Origin of the sequence: Allobosea sp. ASV33 (assembly GCF_016428755.1) — a bacterium.
In the GTDB taxonomy this organism is placed as follows: Bacteria; Pseudomonadota; Alphaproteobacteria; order Rhizobiales; family Beijerinckiaceae; genus Allobosea.
The window spans coordinates 29301-49344 of record NZ_JAELTI010000006.1 but is presented as its reverse complement, the minus strand read 5'-3'; the positions used below and the strand labels follow the sequence as shown (position 1 = coordinate 49344).

The following is a 20044-nucleotide window of genomic DNA, read 5'->3' as shown; positions in this document are numbered from 1 at the left end:
GCGGGATGCTGTGAAAGCCATTCGGAGGAGTTCAGAATGATCAGGTTGATATTGGCGGGCGCGGCGGGATGGATGCTCGCAACCCGTCCAGAGCTGCGGGAGCGAGTGTTCGGGGTTGTCCGAGACATCTTCCAGCGTCTCTCAGCGCGCTAGCGAACCTGCCACGTCGAGCCTATGCCTCTCAACCCTTCATCCTCGCTCGCCCAGCTGCTTGATGCCCCCGTAAGACCTGGTCACGTCGTGTGGCTTGGCATCCGACCGGGCCGTCGCGACGAGCTGATCGAGCTTCAGAGCGCGGATTTCAATGTAGTGAATGGTGTTCTCGGCGACCGTTACACGCGGGCCCAGGGAGCGCGTCAGGTGACCTTGATCCAAGTAGAGCACCTCGGCGCAATCGCCAGCCATTGGCCTGCTGCCGGTTTCGTGGGCGCTCAGTTAAGCTAATCCGACCTTCTTTTCGAACTCGACCGGGCTGATGTAGCCGATGGTCGAGTGCCTGCGAACGGCATTGTAGAAGCGCTCGATGTAATCGAACACGTCGGCACGAGCATCGTCGCGTGTCCGGTAGACCCTGCCTCTGATCCGCTCGGTCTCTCCCGTTCCGAGATTTCAGTTCGCGGCCTTGCAGGAACCAAAGGCGTCACCATTTCGTTGTCCGCGCGGTGCCATCATGGCCCCTGCCTGCTCTCCGGTTGGATGTGTCGCCGCGGATGTACCGGCCGCAGCCGACGGGAGGGCAAAGCCAGTTTCCTGGCGATGGCCGGTACCATAGTCCTGACAGAAGCCGGAGGCCCGCAGCTCCTGAACTGCGGGCTAATTGGTCACCCATATTGACGAGTTCGACGAGGGCATCGAGTCACCCTCGCGCGCGCGACCTTCGTTGCATGCGCTCGCGCGCATGCAACGGTACGCTAAAGTCGAGCCGAAACATGCTCATCGAGATACCGCGCACCGCTGCTAACCCGGATATTCCGCGGATCACTGCGGACGAGGCATCTGCTGCGGCGCGCGCCGTAGTCCGACTTTTTGAGAAGTGGAGCCTAAGCGACGCGGTCGCGTGTGACATCTTGGGCGGCTTATCGACTCGGCGTTTCACGCGCTGGAAAGCTGGCCTTATGGCCGGATCGACAGAGACCTCGCTACGCGGTTGTCACTGCTGATGGGCATACACAAGGGCGTCCGGATCCTCTTTGCCAAAGCCGACTGCGGTTACGCCTGGGTCAGCCGACCGAACGATTTCTTTGGAGGATCCACCCCCGCCGAGATTATGGCTGAAGGGAGCATGTTCTCATTGGCGCGCGTTCGTTCTTACCTTGACGCAGACAAGGTTGGTGACCGCATTGCCGCCGATTGCTCGAAGAGCGACACATTGGCGCTAGGGCTTCTTATGCGTTTTCTGCAGTTCGCCGCGAATAGAGCGCGCCTCGCATCCAGGGACCGACGCGAGCTAACGAGGTCCGCTGGCGACGCACGTGAAGCTAAGCCAGACACTAAACAGCTAACCGAACAGATACTTGGCCGACCCTATCTAGCTGAGCTGTCAGCAGTCCGGCGTCATGGACCGGCAGAACACCACAAAGGGTCCCAGTGGTCACAATCTGCCCCGCCTTCAAGCCCCCAAGATAATCGCTTTGCCTGTTTGCATAAGCCAGCAGAGGTAATAGTGGATCTCCAGCAGAATGGGATGCGGCAGCCCGATAGATTGACTTTTCATTCAGTGAAACTTGACATTTTAATTTACCGACCTGTTCAAGTGTATTGAGAGGTAATTTATCGCCAATTATGTAAGATCGATTTCCGAGATTATCTGCCAAAAATGATAAGAATGGCACATTTTCAGGATCTTCAAAACGCCCGCCGATTACTTCAATGCCTAGAACCAGATTCTCGATCGCGTCGAGGATATCGGAGCGCTCGTAAGAGCCGGTCTCTCGCGTTGGTAAATCCCTCCCGAGACGGACCGCCAGTTCGACTTCGATCGTACAATTTGGAAACAAGGTGATCTCGGAGTATGCGGTGTGCATTTCCTGCAGCGGAGCGGCGATTGGCTGTTTCTCCGGGCCCAGGGCCACTTTCCAGCCGCGCACGGTCCGGTCCAAACGGCGTTGGACGAGCGCTTGAACCTCCATGGCTTGGTCCGCGTGCTCCGGCACGGGCAGTCCGGCGCTCGCTACGCCGATCCCGGCGGCGTTCGCACGAACGAGGGCGACGGCGAGTGCTTCGGTGTTGTCGGAGCGAGAATTATTCAGCGTCATCCCTGGCCTCGTGTCCTTGTCCGATGTGATGTCGCGGGCCATGGCAGATTTCGCCCGCGACCGTTCCTGTGTCTGTCCGCTAGTTGGCGGGCGGCGTGAGCCTTGCCAACTTTCCGGCTTCGGCCAGTTTGACATCGGTCTCCGCATCAGCCGGGAGCAGTAACCGCGCGGCTACGAGCTCGTCGGCGGCAGCCTTCACCTTGGCCACATAGTCGGCCTCCGTGTGGTACAGTTCCTCGATCGTTGGGCGGGTATCGTTTGCGGCCCTCTGGGCGCGAGTGGCGGCGAAGGGCATGGCACTACCTTGTGCCTCGCATAGATCTTCCGGTCCCTCGGCGCCCTTCAGCGGATTCCAGCCTGTATAGGAACCGCGGGGTACGGCGACCATTGGCATCTTCACGCCGCCGCGTGAGTTGCCGTCGGTACCCGCCTGGGGAACCATCAGGTTGAACGTGCCCTCCACGACGGGACCCGTGGGTGTCTGAGCGACCCTATAGGCTCGCGCGTACTGCCCTTGATAAGGCAGAGCGTCGTTGGCGGGGTACGCGCTCGACGCGGGGCCGAGGGTGCCGTCTTCCAACGTTGGGTATCGGCTGGCAGGCGGCGGGGTTCCGCCGAGCCACTGATTGAGCGAGACGATCAGGGCACGGATCAAAGGCGGACCTTGAACGGAACTGCTGGCGAGCTTGCAGGCGGGCGTCGGTTGGGAGACGCGACCGCCCCAGCTTGAGTGCGGAGCCCCAACGATCATGAAGGCGCGCACCTCGGGGGGCAGGGCCAATGGCTTGCCAACAACGTCGGTGACATTCAGGCCCGCCTGCGAGGCCCAGAACTCGTATTCGGAATCGATTTGCACAATCTTGGGGCAAGTGCTGGTCACGCGGCACTGCTTCAGGATGCCGTCTTGGGCGCCGGTGCTCGGATCGACGCTCGTTTCGTACGCGAACGGAAATTGCGCAACGGGATACAAGCGGTCGGCCGACGGTCCCGGGTTGCGGCTCGGTTGGGCGAAGCGGGCGTTGGTGAAGCTCTTACGGGCACCTGGCACAACTGGCAGCATGCCATCGAACACCTGGCGGTTCTGCTCGTCGGCGTTGAACCCGAAATACAGGAAGTCGCGCAGTGCGCGGCCCGATTGGGAAATGCCGAAGCCGATTGTCTGCGGAGGCCCGTCGGGCGCCAGCGGGTTGGATGCGCTCTTGTCAAACTTTAGGAACGACACGACATCGCGCAGCGCGGCGAAGCCCATGCCCATCACAGCCGGATCGGTGGCGATGTAATTGAACTCGTAGACGGTCCGTGAGCCCATCCCGGCGGGGCGAGTGACCTCGATGGTCCTGGGATCGAGCTGGCGAAAGGTCAGGCCGTCCACAGCCTTGGCGTCGGCGTCTGGCGTTGTCCGCGCAGTGATGGTGCCCATGCCGCCCGCCGCGGCCGGATAGCTCAGAATGACCTTCTGGACAGCGTCGACCCCGGCGAAGGTGAAGCTTTCCCGCGACGGGCCGGTCAGGCCCTCGATCACCGGAGCTTGCAGGCCGATGCCGGTTGGAACATCGCCCTGCCAACCGACTTCGACAACAGTCATGCCGTTTTCGAACAAGAAGCCGCTGCCGCCGTTCGAAGCCTTGCTGAACACGGCGCCCAACGACCGCACCGGCTGCGATCCGGCCGAGGCCGGGCCGCTGGGAGGCGCGTCGGTCGCGTCGTGAAGCCATCGATTGAGCAAGTCATCGCCACGGTTGGGTAGGTCCACCAGCATCGGGCCGGTCGCGATGCGCGGCCGCAGGATGACAACGTCGGTGGTTGCCTCGACATGACCGCGCGCGTTGCGCGGCGCGCGTTCGAGGTCGACGATCTGGCGGTTGACGATGTTCATCGGGTCAACCGCGAAGGTCGCCTTGCCGACGATCATCTCGACTGGTCCGGCGGCTCCGAAGCTGCGGCCCTCGAAGGCCGGGCCGCGTGACACGATTTCAAATTTAGTCACCTCGGACACGGCCGGCGTCGCCGCGAGAACCGAGAGGCCTAGGGAACTCAAGAGCCACGTACGGCGCATGAAACTCTCCTGACGGTAACTTTGGCATCAAAGCTTGGTTGAAAGGGACGTCGAGCAGGGGCGGAAGGTGAGAAAACTGAACGCGAGGCAAACGTTTGAACACGAGCGAAACTTGAGCGAGAGGTACGCCGCCGGCGACCGGCTGGGCTTCGATGCTTCGCGGCCGCGACCTCAGAACCGTGGTGCCGCGACATGGTGTTTCCGCGGTCATGTCGCATATGCCTGGCCCCGGAGGGCGAGGCATGTCAGGCCGCGTCGGCGACGACGGTCTGGCGCTGCTCACCCAGCCCTTCGATCCCTAAAGTGACGATCTGGCCAGGACGCAGATAGATCGGCGGCTTCATGCCCTGCCCGACGCCGGCCGGCGTGCCGGTTATGATCACGTCGCCAGGATTGAGCGTCATGAGACCGCTGAGATAGCTGACGATCTCGGCGATGCTGAAAATCATGTTCTCAGTTGTGCCGTCCTGACGTCGCACGCCATCGACATCAAGCCAGAGCCGGAGCGCTTGAGGATTGGGGACCTCATCGGCGGTGACGAGCCAAGGCCCGATTGGTCCGAAGGTGTCGCAACTCTTGCCCTTGGTCCACTGACCCGTCCCTTCGGTCTGGAAAGCTCGCTCGGACACGTCGTTCGCGAGGAAGTAGCCTGCAACGTGATCGAGCGCGCGCTCTTTGGAAACGTATTTGGCCTTCATTCCGATCACGACCCCTAGCTCGACCTCCCAGTCCAGCTTGGTGGATCCGCGGGGTTGGACGATGTTGTCATTGGGGCCGACGATTGCGCTCGTTGCCTTCAGAAACACGACCGGCTCGGCCGGAGCCTCGTTACCCGTCTCACGCGCGTGATCGATGTAATTGAGCCCGATACAGATAAACTTCCCAACACCACTGATGCACGAGCCGATCCGCCCTACGTCGCTAACGATAGGCAGCGTTTTTGGGTCGAGCGCTGCAATCTGGCGGAGGCCATCGGGCGTCACGGACTCGCCATTGATGTCTTGAACGACCCGGCTCAGATCTCGGACAGTGCCGTCGTCTTCGAGAAGAGCCGGCCTCTCTGCACCCACCGGTCCGTAGCGAAACAACTTCATGACTGATTCTCCATCATCTGCGGGTGGAGTGGAAAGCAACGGCCCCACCCGCTTTGGCTTTAGCCGGCGCTCACTGCGCCTTGGCCAACGCTTCGTCGTAACGCTTCACGACTTCAGCGTAGGCGCTTTCTGGGGTCTCGCCGCGCAGCACGATCTTCTGAAATGCTTCGCCGACGATGGTGTGGAAGGCAGACAGGATCGGCGTGTAGCCAACGGTGCGACCGCGTTGGGCGATGAGATCGGCCCACTGCTTCTGGTTGGCCGCTGCTTCGGTCTGGAAGTAAGGGGCGCTATACGCCGACTTCCGCGAAACGACCTCGCCGCCCTCGGCCGCGAGCGCTTGAGCCTCGGGGCTGATCATGAACTTGATGAAGGTCCATGCGGCGTCCTGTTTCTTGGACTGCTTGTTCAAGGCGATATGATAACTGTAGACCGTCTGCTTATCGGTGACGGAGTACGATGGCGCAGGCGCCCACCCAAGATCGTCGCCGCCGCCTTGCTGCTGAATGGTCTTAAAGCGATAGAGCCCGAAGTTCGTCATCGCAATGGTGCCGGACCTGAGGCCATCATGCACCTCGTTGATCCCCATCTGAGCGCTGCGGAGCGGCGTCACCTTGCACGTCGTATAGAGGTCCTTGATCGTCTGGGCTGCCCGAACAAAGTCTTCCTTGGTGAAGGCGATTTTGCCCCCCGGGCCGAAATACTGGCCATTGTTTCCCGGGAACATCGAACTGATAAAGAACTCGCCGAGGCCTTGAGCGCCTCCGAGACCGCCGGTCGCGCCCAGAGGAACGGCAAATCCCGCTACGTTGTTCTGCGTGAATTTTCCGCCTGCTGCACAGACCTCGTCCCAGGTCTTCGGCGGGGTCACGCCGGCTTCCCTCAGGGCCGCTTTCCGATAGAAGAGGATCGGAATCCGGAAATCCTGGGGAAGGCTGAAAAGCTTTCCGTCCACCTGGGCGGTCGAAAGCGGCAGAAGGAAGTCATCAACTGGGATGCCGTCCTTTTTTACCAGATCATCGAGCTGGGCGATGTTTCCGGTCGCCGCGAATTCGGAAATCGCGAACCCGACGATACGGACGACGTCTGGGGTCTCGCTGCGGGATTTGATGGCTCTTGCGACAGTTTGAAGGGTCGGGTCGACAAGCAGCTTGATCTTGATATCGGGGTTCTTGGCCTCGAAAGCCTGGATCATCTTGGTCTGGGCCGCGGCACGCGGGTCGCTGGCGTTGTTCGGGTCGAGGAAGGTCGAATAGACGATCTCCGTGCCCTGAGCGGCGGCGTTGCCGGTGAGTGCGGCGGAAACGCTCGCATAGACGGCAAATGCGGCAGCTGTCTTGAAAATTGCTCGACGAGACTTAACGTCCATAGTTGTTCCCTCTCTAGTTTGTAGTTCTACACGGGCAAGGCATAGAAAAGTGTCCGTCAGCCCTTCACCGCGCCGGCAGTAAGTCCGGAGATGAACCATTTTTGGACAAGGCCAAACATAAGGATGACCGGCATTGACGCGATCACAACGAAGGCCATCATGTACGACCAGGAGATTCCGATCGCGTCGAACACTTGATTAACTAGCGCAACTTGAAGTGTCCTCTTAGCGACTTCAGGCGCGAACACCGCGACAGTGATGTAATCGTTCCAAGTTGTCACAATTCCAATCGTCGCGACGGCCGCGATACCAGGACGGATTAACGGCAGAATCAGGTTCCAAATGATCTGGAAGCGGTTCGCCCCATCCATAAACGCCGAGTCTTCGATCTCGATCGGAACGGCCTCTACGAAGTTGGCAATGAACCACACAGTCTGGGGAATGATCCGGGCCGCTAGGATGATCGTCACAACAATGCCGCTGTTGAGCAGCCCGAGTGTGTCGAGCAGGTAGTAGGTGGGCACAAGCAACGCGACACCTGGGACCATCGATGTCGCCAAGATCACGAGCATGAGGGCTCGCTTGCCTTTGAAGGAAAAGCGAGCGGCAGCGTAACCAGCGGGAATGCCGACCAGCAGTGCGACCGCCACCGCTCCAACGGCGTAAATGACAGAGTTCCAGAAATCACGAGCGAACGACTGATCGCGGAAGACCTTGAAATAGTTTTCCAGCGTTGCCGCGCTGGGCCAGAGGGTGGGCGGCACGGCCACCGCTTCAACTTCAGTTTTGAATGAGGTCGCAAGAGCCCAGACCACCGGCCCGAGAACAACGACCGCAAAAACGAACGACAGGAGGATTGCGGGGACGCGCCCTGTCTGGCGGCCAGTCGATACAGCTGCGCTCATCTGTAAAATCCTATCCAGTGACGCGGCCAGTGAGCCGGGTGTAGATCACGCCAAGGGCGACGTTGATCAGGAGGACGACGATCGAGACAACCGCGGTTGGGCCTATGTTGACGGCCTGTACGGTTCCACGGAAAGCCTCGAAACTGAGGGTCGTCGTCGACCCAAGCGGTCCGCCGCCGGTCATGACGATGATCAGAGTCATCAGGGTCAGGTACATAATCGACAGGGTAAGCGCGGTGCTACCCAGCGTTGGGAGGATCTGCGTCAGCGTGACATACCGAAACTTGATGAACGCCCCTCCGCCATCAATTTCCACGGCTTCGTAGAGTTCTTTCGGAATTGACTGCATGGCAGCGGTGGCCATGACCATGACGTAAGGAAACGACCACCAGGCGGTGACGACAATGATAAGGGGCAACGCGAGGCTCGGGTCGCCCAACATGAGGCCTGGCTCGATCCCGGCGACGTGCATCAGATAGGGGATAGGTCCGAAAGACGGGTTCAGAAGCCAAAGCCAGATGCTGCCGACAACCGACATCGACAGCGTCCAGGGGAATAGAATGAACACTCGCAGGACGGTGCCGGTCGGGCCCGCGTTGTTTAGCACGAGGGCGGCCGCCATACCGAGAACCAGCGCACCTGCGAGCGAGCCTACAACGTAGGCCAGCGAGACGAACACGGTGTCCCAGAATGCTGAGGAACCGAAAACCTCAGCATAATTGGCCAGACCTACGAAACCAGTCAGCTCGTAATACCGAGTTTTCTGAAAGCTAAGCCAGGTGACGAAGAACGTCGGGTAGAGGGTGACAAGAAACAGGATCACGATCGCTGGGGCGAACCAAAGATAGGGAGCCCAAGAGAAGCGAATTTGGCTGCTTGCATCCGGCGCGTCGCCTAGAAGACCAGCGCTGGGAGAGGTGATCGCGGCCTGTGTGGGGCTTGCTGACATTTTGATTCCGTTCGAGTTCTCTCGACCACAGCTGCAATCGCGCACGATGCAGCTAGGGAGAAAATGCTTCGGCACTCAGGAGAGGCGGCGTCCGTCGCGTTCGCTGAACAGATGAACGCGCGAAACATCCGGCCTGACTCGAATGGTTTCGCCAGGCTGCGGCAAATCCGAGTCCCGGAAAATGCAAACGATGCTGTGCGACCCGTGCCGAGCAATGACCTGTGTCTCAGCGCCCGTAGGTTCGACAACGGCTACTGTAAGAGCCAATCCGTCATCGCTGCGAACGAGATGCTCGGGCCTCACACCGTAGACCGCGTCGGACGACAGATGCGCGAGGCGTGACGGCAGAGGCAGCGTCGATCCGTCCTCAAGCAGGAACCGGCCGTTCTCGCAGCTGCCTTTCAGGAAGTTCATGGCCGGAGAGCCGATGAACCCAGCCACAAACATGTTGGCGGGGTTGTTATACAGCTCAAGCGGGGCGCCGACCTGCTCCACAATCCCATCATGCATCACTACGATTTTGTCGGCCATGGTCATGGCCTCGACCTGGTCGTGCGTCACGTAAACGGTCGTGGTCTTCAGGCGCTGATGCAGCTCCTTGATCTCCGTGCGCATCTGCACCCGGAGCTTGGCATCGAGGTTGGAGAGCGGCTCGTCGAAGAGGAAGACCTGCGGATTTCTGACAATCGCGCGGCCCATCGCCACGCGCTGACGCTGGCCGCCAGACAGTTCACGGGGATACCGGTCAAGCAGCTTTGTTAGGCTCAGAATCTCAGCGGCACGCCGCACACCAGCTTCGCGCTGCTCACGCGGAGCCTTCTTCAGCTTCAGGGAGAAGCCCATGTTTTCGGCGACGGTCATATGGGGGTACAGCGCGTAGTTCTGGAAGACCATCGCGATGTCGCGCTCCTTCGGCGGAACGTTATTCACCGTGCGGCCGCCTATTTGGATCTCCCCTCCCGAAATATCTTCAAGGCCCGCGATCATGCGCAGAAGGGTCGACTTCCCGCACCCTGACGGGCCGACCAGGGTCACGAACTCACCGTCGCGAATGTCGACCGTCACGCCGTGGATCACAGGGGCGATGCCGTACGTCTTCCGGACCGCTTTGAGCTCAACGTTCGCCACTTGTTTTCTCCCTGATCCGCGAAGCGGGTGTTTTTTGGTTGGCCAGTCTGCTGGCTGTTAGTGGAATGGTATTCCGTTAACGAGCTTTTTGTCAATTATCTCCTCGCGGCCGCAACATTAGGCGGCGCAATAAAGATTGTTCGACAATAATTTCAGTATGTTGAGAGGATTAGGCGCTCGTGGCCTGCCTCGTTGGCGTGGCGATTCTGTAGGGCCAAAGGGCTGAAAGCTCCTGCGCAGCTGCCTTCACCTGCTCGCCTACTGCTGGAACGACTAGCGGAGAGAAACGATGGATAGGGCCGGCAACACTCACGGTGCCAACCACCTGATCACCGACGCGGATCGGAGCGGCTATGGCCGCCACGCCAGGCTCGGCCTCTTCAATCGCCGAGCCCCATCCTCGCTCCAATGTCTCGTCCAGAGCGGCGGAAAAAGTCTGCTTTGTCGTGATGACGCGGGGGCCGCCGATATCGGTTCGACCCAGACCGCTGGCGACGGCACGAGCTAAGGCCTCGTCTCGGTTGAGCGTCGATAGCCAAGCTTTGCCATTGGCGGTCATGTGCAAAGGCACTTTGGCCACGAGTTCTGGCTGATAAATAAGCCCGGAACGAGCGCCTTGCGAATGAGCAATCCAGGTTAAGCCATCGGGGTCGACGATCGCAATTCTCCCGAGTCCTTCGGTGCTATTTGCCAGCCTATCCAAAATCGGCTGACAAATGTCCGGTATGCGCGTTCCGACCAGTAGTCTTTGTCCTACAACTGCTAGGCGCAGAGACAGGCGATAGAAGCCGCTATCGGCATCCTGCTCTGCCCATCCTAGGTCGCATAGGGTGGTTACGAGCCGATGGGCGCCGCTCTTTGGTACGTCGAGGCGCCTGCTGATCTCGCCGAGCGACATGGCGCCAGCGTTCTCGCTTAGCAAAGTGATGAGGTCGAAGCAGCGTTCGACGAGGGATTTGACAAGCCGCATGACACCACGTAGCAAAGAGGTTGCTGGAACGTCATTCCACTAGCACAATTCGCTGAGTTTCGCAAACCTGTGCGCCCCAATTACCCGCCTAGAAAATCCGGGAGTTACCAATGCAGCACGAGCTGTCGGGAAAGATCGCCGTGGTCACAGGCGCTGGCCGCGGATTGGGCAAAGCCATTGCCGAGGTTCTCGCCGGCCGCGGTGCTCATGTGGTCATCACCGATCGCGTGATCGAACCCGCCGAACAGACCGCAGCGTCCATCCGGGCCTCAGGCGGCAAAGCCAGTCCTATAGCCTTCGATGTGGCTGAACCCGATCAGGTCGAGGAAGCCTTCGGAAAAATCCGGGCTGAATTCGGCCGGGTGGACATTCTGATCAATAACGCCGGCATCGGGGATTTCGTGAGCTTCCCCGAGATCACCCCGGAAAAATGGGATCGGATGCTCAACATCCATCTGAAAGGCTCGTTCAATTGCTGTCAGGCCGTGCTCGCCGGCATGAAAGAGCAGAAGTACGGCAAAATCGTCAACGTCAGTTCCGTAGCCGGAAAGCGCGGCGATTTCATCGGCAATGCGCATTATACCGCTGCCAAGGCCGGAATTATCGGCCTGACGAAATCTCTAGCGCTCTACGCTGCCCCATTTGGCGTCAACGTCAATGCCGTCGCCCCCGGACTCTTCGCAACGGAGCTCACCGATGGGATGAGCAGCGACATGAGGGCGACGACGATTTCGCGCATTCCCGCAGGCCGCCTCGGGCGCCCTGAAGAGATCGGTCGCGCAACCGCCTTCCTCGTTTCCGACGACGCTAGCTACATCTTCGGGGAGACCCTAAGCGTCAACGGCGGCTCCTACATGGATTGAGTGACTCAACACTCGCTTTGTCACGGAGCTTCCTATGAAGATCGCAATATTCGACGTCAGTCATTGGCATTTCCCGCTCTACATCCCCGCGCTGAGCGATCCGGGGGTCGAAGTAGTCGGCATCTCCGATAGCGAAGCGTTTGCGGGAGCGCGTTTCGCGGAGCAGCTGAACTGCAAGCTTTTCCACTCGAACGAAGAGCTGCTCAAAGCGGATTTCGATTTCGCTCTCGTGTTCAGCCGCCATTCCAGGATGGCTGCCTTGGCCGAACGCCTCACCGACCGCGGTATTCCGTTCCTGATCGAGAAGCCTTGCGGCCTCAATCTGAAAGAGGTTCGCCGCATCCGGCAGCTGGCGGAGCGGCGGAGCGTTTACGTCAGCGTTCCGTTTATCAACCGGGTAAGCGATTGGGCTTCATGCCTCTCGCCCGCCGAAGGTTTTACGCCGGAAGGCTTTCAACATCTGTCCTTCAGATTCATCGTGGGTCTCGCTGATCGCTATGAGCGAAACGGGAACAGCTGGATGCTCGATAAACAACAGGCAGGCGGGGGTTCCCTCCTGAATGTCGGCATTCATTTTATCGACCTGATCTCGGCTCTGACGGCCGCCCCCATAACCCAGGTTTCGGCTCAGGCCCGGACGTTCCGCCACGACGTCTCCGTCGACGAGCAGGCCATACTGACCTGCCAGAATGCAGCTGGCCAAATTGGCATGATCGAAACCGGATACCTGTATCCGTCAACGGCGGAAGACCAGCGGGACTTCGCGTTTTCGATCTCGCACACCTCCTCTTACGTGCGAGCGTATGCTGACCAGCTCTACGTGAAGGGACGCAACGAGCAGCCGGGGCGGTCCGCCACTGTCGAGTTTAATACCGACGAATATTACCCGGTGTTTCTCAGACGCAGTTGGGTGGATCTGGCCGAAGGCCGAGCACCAATCGCAGGTCTACGCGAGGCGGAACATGCGATCGCCGTCCTCGAGGCAGCATACCGTTCCGCAGCCAACGGCGGCACGCCCCAAACTGTCGAACACGCACTGTAGGTCCAGACCCGGCCAGTAGCTCAATCCAGCTGTGACGCTATCGCGTTCGCCGGCCTTTCGGGCCGTTCGAACGCAACGGGAAAACAAACGAGCGAGGAGCTTCCCATGTCTTTGTCAGGATCAGGCGTTATCGCCATCTGGAACGATATCACCGATGAAGGCCGTGCCAATTTTTACGAATGGCACGATCGCGAGCATATCCCGGAACGGGTCGGTATTCCGGGCTTTCTGCGCGGTCGCCGTTACATCGCTTTATCGGGGACGCCGGAGTATTTCACGCTCTACGAGGTTGAGCACAAGTCGGTGCTCACCGGCGCGGACTATCTGGCGCGACTGAACAGCCCGACCGAATGGACTACGCGCTCGGTTCAGCACTTCAGGAACACCTCTCGTTCGCTCTGCGATGTGGAGCTCTCGCTGGGCGCGGGCTCGGGAGGCTTTATCGGCACGATCCGTTTCGACTCCGATCCTGCTCGTGACGCGGAGCTCCTGAAAGCAATCTCCGGCTCCATCCTGCCTGAGGTGGCGAAGGCGGCCGCTATTTCCGCAGCTCATGTCTGCCGGGCCGATGAGAGCGCGAGCAATGTCAAAACGGCTGAGCAGCGGGGGCGCGCCGCCAACATGGTTCCCCGCTGGGTCGTGATGGTCGAAGGCGCTACGCGGGAAGCGGTCGAGAACGCCCTGTCCACTCATTTGAGCGATGCGGCTCTTCGTGATTTGGGCGCTCTGGAGGCTCAGCAGGGCATCTACAGTCTGCAGTTTGACCTCGTCGACGCTCGATAATGCCATCCGCCTTAGGGCACCAGTGCTGGTGCCCTAAGGCGGCCCAAAAGCGCACCGTACGCCTCGTCGACGTGCGGCCTCACCAACAGGAATTCAGGACGATGCAGCCAGTTATATGCCTCCATGCCGACGACAATGTCGTCATCGCGCGTACGGCGTTACTGGTTGGTACGCCCCTTGCCGACGGGGCTGTGACCTCCGTTCGCATTCCTGCAGGGCACAAGGTCGCGGTCCGACCAATTGCCCGCGGAGAGGCGGTGCGCCGCTATAATCAGATCATCGGCTTCGCGACCACCGACATTGCCCCAGGGGAACATGTTCATGTTCACAATCTGGGCATGGGGGATTTTGCGAAGGACTATGCCTACGGCAAAGACGCGAAGCCGACCGACTACGTCGAGGTCCCTGCGACATTCGAGGGCATTCGCCGTCCCGGCGGCCACGTCGCCACCCGGAACTATATCGGCATCCTCACCTCGGTGAATTGCAGCGCCCACGTGGCGGGCCTCGTAGCCGACGCCTACAAGCGGCATCCACTGATGGGGATCGAGCCACTCGCGGACTATCCGAACGTCGATGGCGTTGTCGCACTCACGCACAAGACCGGCTGCGGCATGGCCGATGGGGAGCCTCTCCAACTCTTGCGGCGCACGCTTGCAGGTTACGCGCGACACCCGAATTTCTCCCACATCATCGTGCTGGGACTGGGATGCGAGGTGAACCAGATCAGCGCGATGCTGAAGGAGCACAACCTGACCGACCGCATCCGCAACATGGACATTCAGGCCATGGGCGGCACCCGTAAGACGGTAGAGGCCGGCATGGACTTTGTGCGCGAGGTCCTTGTCGACGCGAACCAGGTCCATCGAGAGACAGTCCCGGCGAGCGAGCTCAAAGTCGCACTGCAATGCGGCGGCTCGGACGGCTACTCGGGCGTCTCGGCCAACCCCGCTCTCGGCGTTGCAAGCGATCTCGTCGTGCGCAATGGCGGTACGGTAATCTTATCGGAAACGACCGAGACCTACGGCGCCGAGCATCTTTTTACTCGTCGAGCCGTAAGCCAAGAGGTCGGCGAAAAGCTGGTAAGCCTCATGAGCTGGTGGGAGGAATACACTCGCAAGCACGGGGCGGAGATCAACGCAAATCCGTCCCCCGGCAACAAGGCTGGTGGGCTCACGACAATCCTTGAAAAATCTCTCGGCGCGATGGCCAAGGCTGGAAGCACCAACCTCGTGGACGTGATCAGGTACGCCGACCCCGCGACCGCCAAGGGGTTCGTGTTCATGGACACACCAGGCTTCGATCCCGTCGCGGCGACCGGTCAGGTTGCGGGTGGCGCAAACGTCGTGTGCTTCACCACCGGGCGCGGAAGCGTCTTCGGTTGCAAGCCGGCGCCGTCGATCAAAATCGCAACCAACACTCCTCTCTACAAGCGGATGGAAGAGGATATGGACGTAAACTGCGGCACGATCCTCGACGGTGAGGAGAGCGTTGTAGAGTCCGGACAGCGGATTTTCGAGCGCATCCTAAAGGTCGCTTCCGGCGAGAGAACCAAGAGCGAGCTGTTTGACTTCGGCTCTGCCGAGTTCGCCCCTTGGCCGCTCGGCGTCACGGTCTGACGCGGCGGGCGTCCCGCGCTCTCCTCGAAGCCGACGTTGTGCTGCGCGATTGGAGGGATCCAACAGCGGTCCTGCCTCCCGCCAGTTCGAGAACACCTAGCGAAGCTCGCCTGGAACGTCTGGCCGCCGTCGTCATTGGACGCGGCCCCTTGGTTTCGACACCTGAACGGAAGACACGACATGAGTTCAACGGCTTCGCGCCACGCCCACCTCGGTCGAACCCTGCCCGCCGATGGCTTCAACGGCGCGCTTGCGGGGAGAGTATGGCGCCCCGGTATCGGGCCTTCGGTCGTTGCGATCCGAGAGGATGGCGTATTCGACATTTCGTCCCTTTCCCCCACGATGAGCCGGCTTGCGGCCACCGACGATCCGGCGCGCATTTTGACGTCAGCCGTGGGCGAACGGGTGGGGTCCCTTGATGAGATCCTCGCGAACACAGCGCCGGACAGCAGGGATACGTCGCGTCCTTGGCTTCTAGCCCCCATCGATCTTCAGGTCGTGAAAGCTGCCGGCGTAACGTTCGCGGTGTCCATGCTGGAACGCGTCATCGAAGAGCGGGCGCGAGGAGATGCTAGCGCCGCAGCGGCTATTCGATCGGAAGTCCTGCGACTGGTTGGTGATGATCTGAGGAAGCTCAAGCCCGGCTCGCCGGAGGCAACGCGGCTCAAGGAAGTTCTCGTCGCTCAGGGCGCCTGGAGCCAGTACCTCGAGGTGGGAATCGGACCGGATGCCGAGGTGTTCACCAAGGCGCCCACTCTCTCCGCTGTTGGCGCCTTCATGGATGCCGGACTTCATCCACGGTCGACTTGGAATAACCCAGAGCCCGAAGTTGTGCTCGTGGTCACTGCCGACGGTCGGATCGTCGGCGCAACATTGGGCAATGACGTGAATCTGCGAGATTTCGAAGGCCGTTCTGCTTTGCTGCTGTCCAAGGCAAAGGATAACAACGCCTCCTGTGCCGTCGGACCCTTCGTTCGGTTTTTCGACGAGACGTTTTCACTCGATGACGTCCGCAAGACGACAGTGACACTGACGGTGGAAGGAGAGGACGGCTTCGTGATGGAAGGCGCGTCGTCCATCGCTGAAATCAGTCGCGATCCCGAAGATCTCGTGGCCCAGACACTCGGTCCGCACCACCAGTATCCCGACGGCTTCGTCCTGTTCCTCGGCACGATGTTCGCGCCGACGCAGGATCGCGACGTGCCTGGAATGGGGTTCACGCACAAGACCGGCGACATCGTCACCATCGCGGCTTCCGGTTTGGGAGCGCTGACAAATCGGATGAAGCCGAGCTCCTCCTGTGAGCCTTGGACCTACGGCTTGGGCGAGCTGATGATGAATCTCGCGCAGCGTGGCCTCCTCAGCGGAAGCCCGCTAATTCCCTAGCATACGAGTGCAAGGCAAAGCCTTGCCGCGTCAGCTCGCTTGAGCGCGGCCCGGCAGTTCGAGGCCGAGCGGCAAGCAAAGGAGGACAGGCAGGCGAAAATTGCAGAAATCCCCGTCCTCCCGTCCGGTGACGTGGGAGCAAGGCTTCGGATCGTCTCAAAATTAATGGCTAATCTGGTCCGTTCTGGCATCCTCCGCGGGGAGAAGCGCGGCCATTCCGTCGTCTTCACCTTGGAAGAGGTCGAGCGGTTCGAGAAAACCTATATCCTCGCTACGGAGGCTTCGGAACATATCGGCAAAAAGGGCTCGATGACCGCGGTTGCCGCCTTACAGCGACTGGGGGTGCCTCCGATCGCTCCGTACTCCGAGCTCGGCGGCTACATCTACGACCGGGAGCAAGCTCTACGCGCACTGGATAGCCTTACCCAAAACCGCTGGTCAGCAGCCTAAAGCGGCAAATCCGCCCTAGCAGGGCGTCTTCTTCGCACGCTTTTGTTTTCGGGCCTGTGACCGCAGTTCGCGTACCCGTTGCTTGCTGGCGTCAGCCAGTTCGGCCTGGCTGCGTTCGCCTTCCTGAGTGAGTGCTACAGAAACCGGCCCTTTCAGGGCAGGTTTTGTCCGTTCCAGTAACTGAGACGACCGATCAGTCAATTCCAAGCCCAACGATCAAATTTCTTCGAGACGGCACTACCCAGGACATGTGTCAGTAGGACCACGCTGCAACGCTAGCGGTGCCTGCCTATCCCAATAGGCCCTACCGGACCCTACATGCATCTACGCGTCCTGCCGGTAGTGCCGGCAGGCCGGATCGTGCGAACACCAGACAAAATGCCGAGTTCGATGATCGCCGCGCGAAACCGCGCGTTACCCAATCGCCCAAGTCGCTCGCGCATTCGCCCAAGGCTCCGAGCTCTATAACGTCCATCATCAACTTGAGTCGACGATCTACGTCATTTGAGTCTGAATACCCGGCCTAGGAGTCAGGCTTTAGCGTGCCCCTACAAGGCGCCGCGGTGATCAGATGTCGACCGTCGCGTTCAGGGCGTTGGTCTGGATGAACTCGCGGCGCGGCTCGACGACATCGCCCATCAGCTTGACGAAGAGATCGTCGGCCTCGTCGTTCTGGTCGTTCTTGACGCGCAGCAGCGAGCGCACGTCGCGGTCGAGCGTGGTCTCCCAGAGCTGGTCCGGGTTCATCTCGCCCAGGCCTTTGTAGCGCTGCAGCGAGACGCCCTTCTTGCCGATGGTCGAGACCGCGTCGAACAGGTCGCTCGGGCCGTTGACCGTGAAGTCGTCGCCCTTGCGGCTGAGAACGCCGGGCTTGGCATAGGCTTCCTGCAAGGAGGCCGTCGCCGCGTGGAGCTTGCGGGCTTCCGCGCTGGCGAGCAGGCCGGCATCGACCGTCGCCGCCTGCTTCACGCCGCGGATCATCCGCGAGAACACGAAGCCGCCCTCGCTGACCTTGCCCTCCCAGCCGCGCTCCAGCTCGTCCGAGATCGCGTCGAGCCGGCGCGCGATAGTGGCCGCCGCCTCGTTCGCCTTGGCCTCGTCATCCTCGGTGATCGGGTGCAGCACGCCGGCGATGGCCATCTGCTCGACGACGCGGCGGTCATAGCGCGAATGCAATTGCGCCAGCGCGTTGCGGACGTTGCGGGCTTCCTCGATCAGGGCGCGCAGATCCGCGCCGGCCCGCTCGACGCCCTCGCTGGTGCGGAAGGTCGCGCCGTCCACCGTCGAGTCGACCAGATACTGCTCCAGCGCCCGCTCGTCCTTGAGATAGACATGGCTCTTGCCGCGCGCCGCCTTGTAGAGCGGGGGCTGCGCGATGAAGAGATGCCCGGCATCGATCAGCTCGGGCATCTGCCGGTAGAAGAAGGTCAGCAGCAGGGTCCGGATATGGGCGCCGTCGACGTCCGCGTCGGTCATGATGATGATCTTGTGGTAGCGCAGCTTCGCCAGGTTGAAGCCGCCCTGATCGGCCTCGGCCCGGCCGATACCGGCGCCGAGCGCCGTGATCAGCGTACCCACTTGGTCCGACGACAGCATCTTGTCGAAACGAGCCCGCTCGACATTGAGGATCTTGCCGCGCAGCGGCAGCACGGCCTGGTATTCGCGAGCGCGGCCCTGCTTGGCGGAGCCGCCGGCCGAGTCACCCTCGACGATGAAGAGTTCGGATTTGGCGGGGTCGCGCTCCTGGCAGTCGGCCAGTTTGCCCGGGAGCGAGGCGATATCCAGCGCGCCCTTGCGGCGGGTGAGGTCGCGCGCCTTGCGGGCGGCTTCGCGGGCGGCTGCGGCTTCCGCGACCTTGCCGACGATGGTCTTGGCCTCGCCCGGATGCTCTTCGAGCCATTCCGACAGCGCCTGGTTGACGACGTTCTCGACGACCGGGCGGACTTCCGAGGAAACCAGCTTGTCCTTGGTCTGCGAGGAGAATTTCGGATCGGGCACCTTGACCGAGACGATCGCGGTCAGGCCCTCGCGGCAATCGTCGCCGGTCAGCGAGACCTTCTCCTTCTTGGAGATGCCGGAGCTTTCGGCATAGCCGGTGATCTGGCGCGTCAGCGCGGCGCGGAAGCCGGCGAGATGGGTGCCGCCGTCGCGCTGCGGGATGTTGTTGGTGAAGCAGAGCACGTTCTCGTGGTAGCTGTCGTTCCACCACAGCGCGACATCGACGGTGATGCCGTCCTTCTCCGAGGTCAGCATGATCGGCTTCTCGATCACCGACGATTTCGCGCGGTCGAGATAGCGCACGAAGGCCTCGACGCCGCCGTCATACATCAGCTCCTCGCGCACGACCTCGGCATGGCGCGCATCGGTCAGCACGATGCGGACGCCCGAGTTCAGGAAGGCGAGCTCGCGCAGGCGGTGCTCCAGCGTCTTGTAGTCGAAGTCGACGTTGGTGAAGGTCTCCTGCGAAGGGGTGAAGGTCACCTCGGTGCCGCGCCTGTCGCCCTGCGGGCCGACGACGGCGAGCGGCGCCACTGCGTCGCCATGGCGGAATTCCATGTAATGCTCTTTGCCGCCGCGCCAGATGCGCAGCTTGAGCGAGACCGAGAGCGCGTTGACGACGGAGACGCCGACGCCGTGCAGGCCGCCCGAAACCTTGTAGGAGTTCTGGTCGAACTTACCGCCGGCATGGAGCTGGGTCATGATGACCTCGGCCGCCGAGATGCCTTCCTCGCTGTGGATATCGGTCGGAATGCCGCGTCCGTTGTCGCTGACGGTGACCGATCCCTCGGCATTCAGCGTCACCGTGACGAGATCGGCATGGCCGGCGAGCGCCTCGTCGATAGCGTTGTCGACGACCTCGTAGACCATGTGGTGCAGGCCGGAGCCGTCATCGGTATCGCCGATATACATGCCCGGCCGCTTGCGCACCGCGTCCAGGCCCTTGAGAACCTTGATGGAATCGGCGCCGTAGTCGTCGGGCTGGGCGCTGAGCGCGGCATCGGTCATGAAGTGGTCCCTGTACGGGCGAGCGGGCGCCCGCGATGTTCCTGATTCGAAATCACAATATAGGGTCTGACGATGGCTTTTTCACGCGCCTACGCGTACGTGCGCGCGGAGGGGCGGTTTCGTCCCCGAAATTGCGCGATGGAAACACGCCGTCATCCCGGGCGATCGA

The 20044-nt window shown here is 61.0% G+C and carries 17 protein-coding genes and 2 pseudogenes; 8 read left to right on the top strand and 11 right to left on the bottom strand.

Translation table 11 applies throughout. The features are described 5' to 3' along the window. Positions 1 to 189: 189 nt before the first annotated feature. Positions 190 to 405: a hypothetical protein gene (locus JHD80_RS03335; protein WP_199084956.1), complete on the bottom strand. Its 216-nt coding sequence runs from the start codon at positions 403 to 405 to the stop codon at positions 190 to 192. Positions 406 to 435: 30 nt separating this feature from the next. Further along, positions 436 to 594, bottom strand: a pseudogene (locus JHD80_RS03330) (IS3 family transposase); the annotation flags it as partial. A gap of 116 nt (positions 595 to 710) precedes the next feature. Between JHD80_RS03330 and JHD80_RS29240 the strand changes: the two are divergent. Together JHD80_RS29240 and JHD80_RS29365 are read left to right on the top strand one after the other, a co-directional pair. Continuing rightward, on the top strand, positions 711 to 1160 hold the full coding sequence (locus tag JHD80_RS29240) for an antitoxin Xre-like helix-turn-helix domain-containing protein (protein WP_349237198.1): 450 nt from the start codon (positions 711 to 713) through the stop codon (positions 1158 to 1160). Beyond that, a pseudogene (locus JHD80_RS29365) lies at positions 1160 to 1270 on the top strand (hypothetical protein); the annotation flags it as partial. The gene JHD80_RS29240 and the pseudogene JHD80_RS29365, both read left to right, overlap by 1 nt. A 220-nt stretch (positions 1271 to 1490) precedes the next feature. Here JHD80_RS29365 and JHD80_RS03320 read toward each other — a convergent pair. The 8 genes from JHD80_RS03320 to JHD80_RS03285 all read right to left on the bottom strand — a co-directional run bounded on the left by JHD80_RS03320 (position 1491) and on the right by JHD80_RS03285 (position 10726). Beyond that, entirely contained in the window at positions 1491 to 2297 is an 807-nt protein-coding gene (locus JHD80_RS03320) for a fumarylacetoacetate hydrolase family protein (RefSeq protein WP_199084955.1), read from the bottom strand. 37 nt (positions 2298 to 2334) lie between these two features. Next, positions 2335 to 4311 (bottom strand): alpha/beta hydrolase domain-containing protein, encoded by a 1977-nt coding sequence (locus JHD80_RS03315; RefSeq protein ID WP_199084954.1) that lies wholly within the window; start codon positions 4309 to 4311, stop codon positions 2335 to 2337. 245 nt (positions 4312 to 4556) lie between these two features. After that, a complete protein-coding gene (locus JHD80_RS03310) occupies positions 4557 to 5405 on the bottom strand; it encodes a fumarylacetoacetate hydrolase family protein (protein ID WP_199084953.1) in 849 nt (282 codons plus the stop codon). 70 nt (positions 5406 to 5475) lie between these two features. Next, positions 5476 to 6774, bottom strand: coding sequence for an ABC transporter substrate-binding protein (locus JHD80_RS03305; protein WP_199084952.1), 1299 nt, complete (start codon positions 6772 to 6774; stop codon positions 5476 to 5478). Between the two features lie 56 nt (positions 6775 to 6830). After that, on the bottom strand, positions 6831 to 7679 hold the full coding sequence (locus JHD80_RS03300) for a carbohydrate ABC transporter permease (RefSeq protein WP_199084951.1): 849 nt from the start codon (positions 7677 to 7679) through the stop codon (positions 6831 to 6833). Positions 7680 to 7689: 10 nt separating this feature from the next. Continuing rightward, positions 7690 to 8628 carry a carbohydrate ABC transporter permease gene (locus JHD80_RS03295; RefSeq protein ID WP_199084950.1) on the bottom strand — a complete coding sequence of 313 codons (939 nt, stop codon included), beginning with the start codon at positions 8626 to 8628 and terminating at the stop codon, positions 7690 to 7692. Between the two features lie 75 nt (positions 8629 to 8703). Beyond that, complete coding sequence (locus JHD80_RS03290; RefSeq protein WP_199084949.1) at positions 8704 to 9756, bottom strand: sn-glycerol-3-phosphate ABC transporter ATP-binding protein UgpC; 1053 nt, start codon at positions 9754 to 9756, stop codon at positions 8704 to 8706. Positions 9757 to 9925: 169 nt separating this feature from the next. Then, positions 9926 to 10726, bottom strand: coding sequence for an IclR family transcriptional regulator (locus JHD80_RS03285; protein WP_199084948.1), 801 nt, complete (start codon positions 10724 to 10726; stop codon positions 9926 to 9928). Between the two features lie 110 nt (positions 10727 to 10836). On the opposite strand from JHD80_RS03285, the gene JHD80_RS03280 reads away from it, so the two are divergent. From JHD80_RS03280 to JHD80_RS03255, 6 genes are all read left to right on the top strand, one after another. Beyond that, the gene (locus JHD80_RS03280; RefSeq protein WP_199084947.1) at positions 10837 to 11589 is read left to right on the top strand and encodes an SDR family NAD(P)-dependent oxidoreductase; all 753 of its coding nucleotides are present in this window, start codon (positions 10837 to 10839) and stop codon (positions 11587 to 11589) included. A gap of 34 nt (positions 11590 to 11623) precedes the next feature. Then, positions 11624 to 12631 carry a Gfo/Idh/MocA family protein gene (locus tag JHD80_RS03275; RefSeq protein WP_199084946.1) on the top strand — a complete coding sequence of 336 codons (1008 nt, stop codon included), beginning with the start codon at positions 11624 to 11626 and terminating at the stop codon, positions 12629 to 12631. A 105-nt stretch (positions 12632 to 12736) separates the two neighbouring features. After that, the gene (locus tag JHD80_RS03270; protein WP_199084945.1) at positions 12737 to 13414 is read left to right on the top strand and encodes a DUF4286 family protein; all 678 of its coding nucleotides are present in this window, start codon (positions 12737 to 12739) and stop codon (positions 13412 to 13414) included. Between the two features lie 101 nt (positions 13415 to 13515). After that, a complete protein-coding gene (locus tag JHD80_RS03265; RefSeq protein WP_199084944.1) occupies positions 13516 to 15033 on the top strand; it encodes a UxaA family hydrolase in 1518 nt (505 codons plus the stop codon). A 180-nt stretch (positions 15034 to 15213) separates the two neighbouring features. Next, positions 15214 to 16419: a fumarylacetoacetate hydrolase family protein gene (locus JHD80_RS03260; RefSeq protein WP_199084943.1), complete on the top strand. Its 1206-nt coding sequence runs from the start codon at positions 15214 to 15216 to the stop codon at positions 16417 to 16419. A 39-nt stretch (positions 16420 to 16458) separates the two neighbouring features. Beyond that, positions 16459 to 16869 (top strand): hypothetical protein, encoded by a 411-nt coding sequence (locus JHD80_RS03255; protein ID WP_199084942.1) that lies wholly within the window; start codon positions 16459 to 16461, stop codon positions 16867 to 16869. Between the two features lie 567 nt (positions 16870 to 17436). On the opposite strand, the gene gyrB is transcribed toward JHD80_RS03255, so the two are convergent. Continuing rightward, entirely contained in the window at positions 17437 to 19875 is a 2439-nt protein-coding gene (gene gyrB / locus JHD80_RS03250) for a DNA topoisomerase (ATP-hydrolyzing) subunit B (protein ID WP_199084941.1), read from the bottom strand. Positions 19876 to 20044: the final 169 nt, after the last annotated feature.

What these genes read in the sequence shown, in the direction of transcription:
- JHD80_RS03335 (WP_199084956.1), bottom strand. Translation starts at nt 405, where the DNA reads ATGGCTGGCGATTGCGCCGAGGTGCTCTACTTGGATCAAGGTCACCTG.
- JHD80_RS29240 (WP_349237198.1), top strand. Translation starts at nt 711, where the DNA reads ATGTACCGGCCGCAGCCGACGGGAGGGCAAAGCCAGTTTCCTGGCGAT.
- JHD80_RS03320 (WP_199084955.1), bottom strand. Translation starts at nt 2,297, where the DNA reads ATGGCCCGCGACATCACATCGGACAAGGACACGAGGCCAGGGATGACG.
- JHD80_RS03315 (WP_199084954.1), bottom strand. Translation starts at nt 4,311, where the DNA reads ATGCGCCGTACGTGGCTCTTGAGTTCCCTAGGCCTCTCGGTTCTCGCG.
- JHD80_RS03310 (WP_199084953.1), bottom strand. Translation starts at nt 5,405, where the DNA reads ATGAAGTTGTTTCGCTACGGACCGGTGGGTGCAGAGAGGCCGGCTCTT.
- JHD80_RS03305 (WP_199084952.1), bottom strand. Translation starts at nt 6,774, where the DNA reads ATGGACGTTAAGTCTCGTCGAGCAATTTTCAAGACAGCTGCCGCATTT.
- JHD80_RS03300 (WP_199084951.1), bottom strand. Translation starts at nt 7,679, where the DNA reads ATGAGCGCAGCTGTATCGACTGGCCGCCAGACAGGGCGCGTCCCCGCA.
- JHD80_RS03295 (WP_199084950.1), bottom strand. Translation starts at nt 8,628, where the DNA reads ATGTCAGCAAGCCCCACACAGGCCGCGATCACCTCTCCCAGCGCTGGT.
- JHD80_RS03285 (WP_199084948.1), bottom strand. Translation starts at nt 10,726, where the DNA reads ATGCGGCTTGTCAAATCCCTCGTCGAACGCTGCTTCGACCTCATCACT.
- JHD80_RS03280 (WP_199084947.1), top strand. Translation starts at nt 10,837, where the DNA reads ATGCAGCACGAGCTGTCGGGAAAGATCGCCGTGGTCACAGGCGCTGGC.
- JHD80_RS03275 (WP_199084946.1), top strand. Translation starts at nt 11,624, where the DNA reads ATGAAGATCGCAATATTCGACGTCAGTCATTGGCATTTCCCGCTCTAC.
- JHD80_RS03270 (WP_199084945.1), top strand. Translation starts at nt 12,737, where the DNA reads ATGTCTTTGTCAGGATCAGGCGTTATCGCCATCTGGAACGATATCACC.
- JHD80_RS03265 (WP_199084944.1), top strand. Translation starts at nt 13,516, where the DNA reads ATGCAGCCAGTTATATGCCTCCATGCCGACGACAATGTCGTCATCGCG.
- JHD80_RS03260 (WP_199084943.1), top strand. Translation starts at nt 15,214, where the DNA reads ATGAGTTCAACGGCTTCGCGCCACGCCCACCTCGGTCGAACCCTGCCC.
- gyrB (WP_199084941.1), bottom strand. Translation starts at nt 19,875, where the DNA reads ATGACCGATGCCGCGCTCAGCGCCCAGCCCGACGACTACGGCGCCGAT.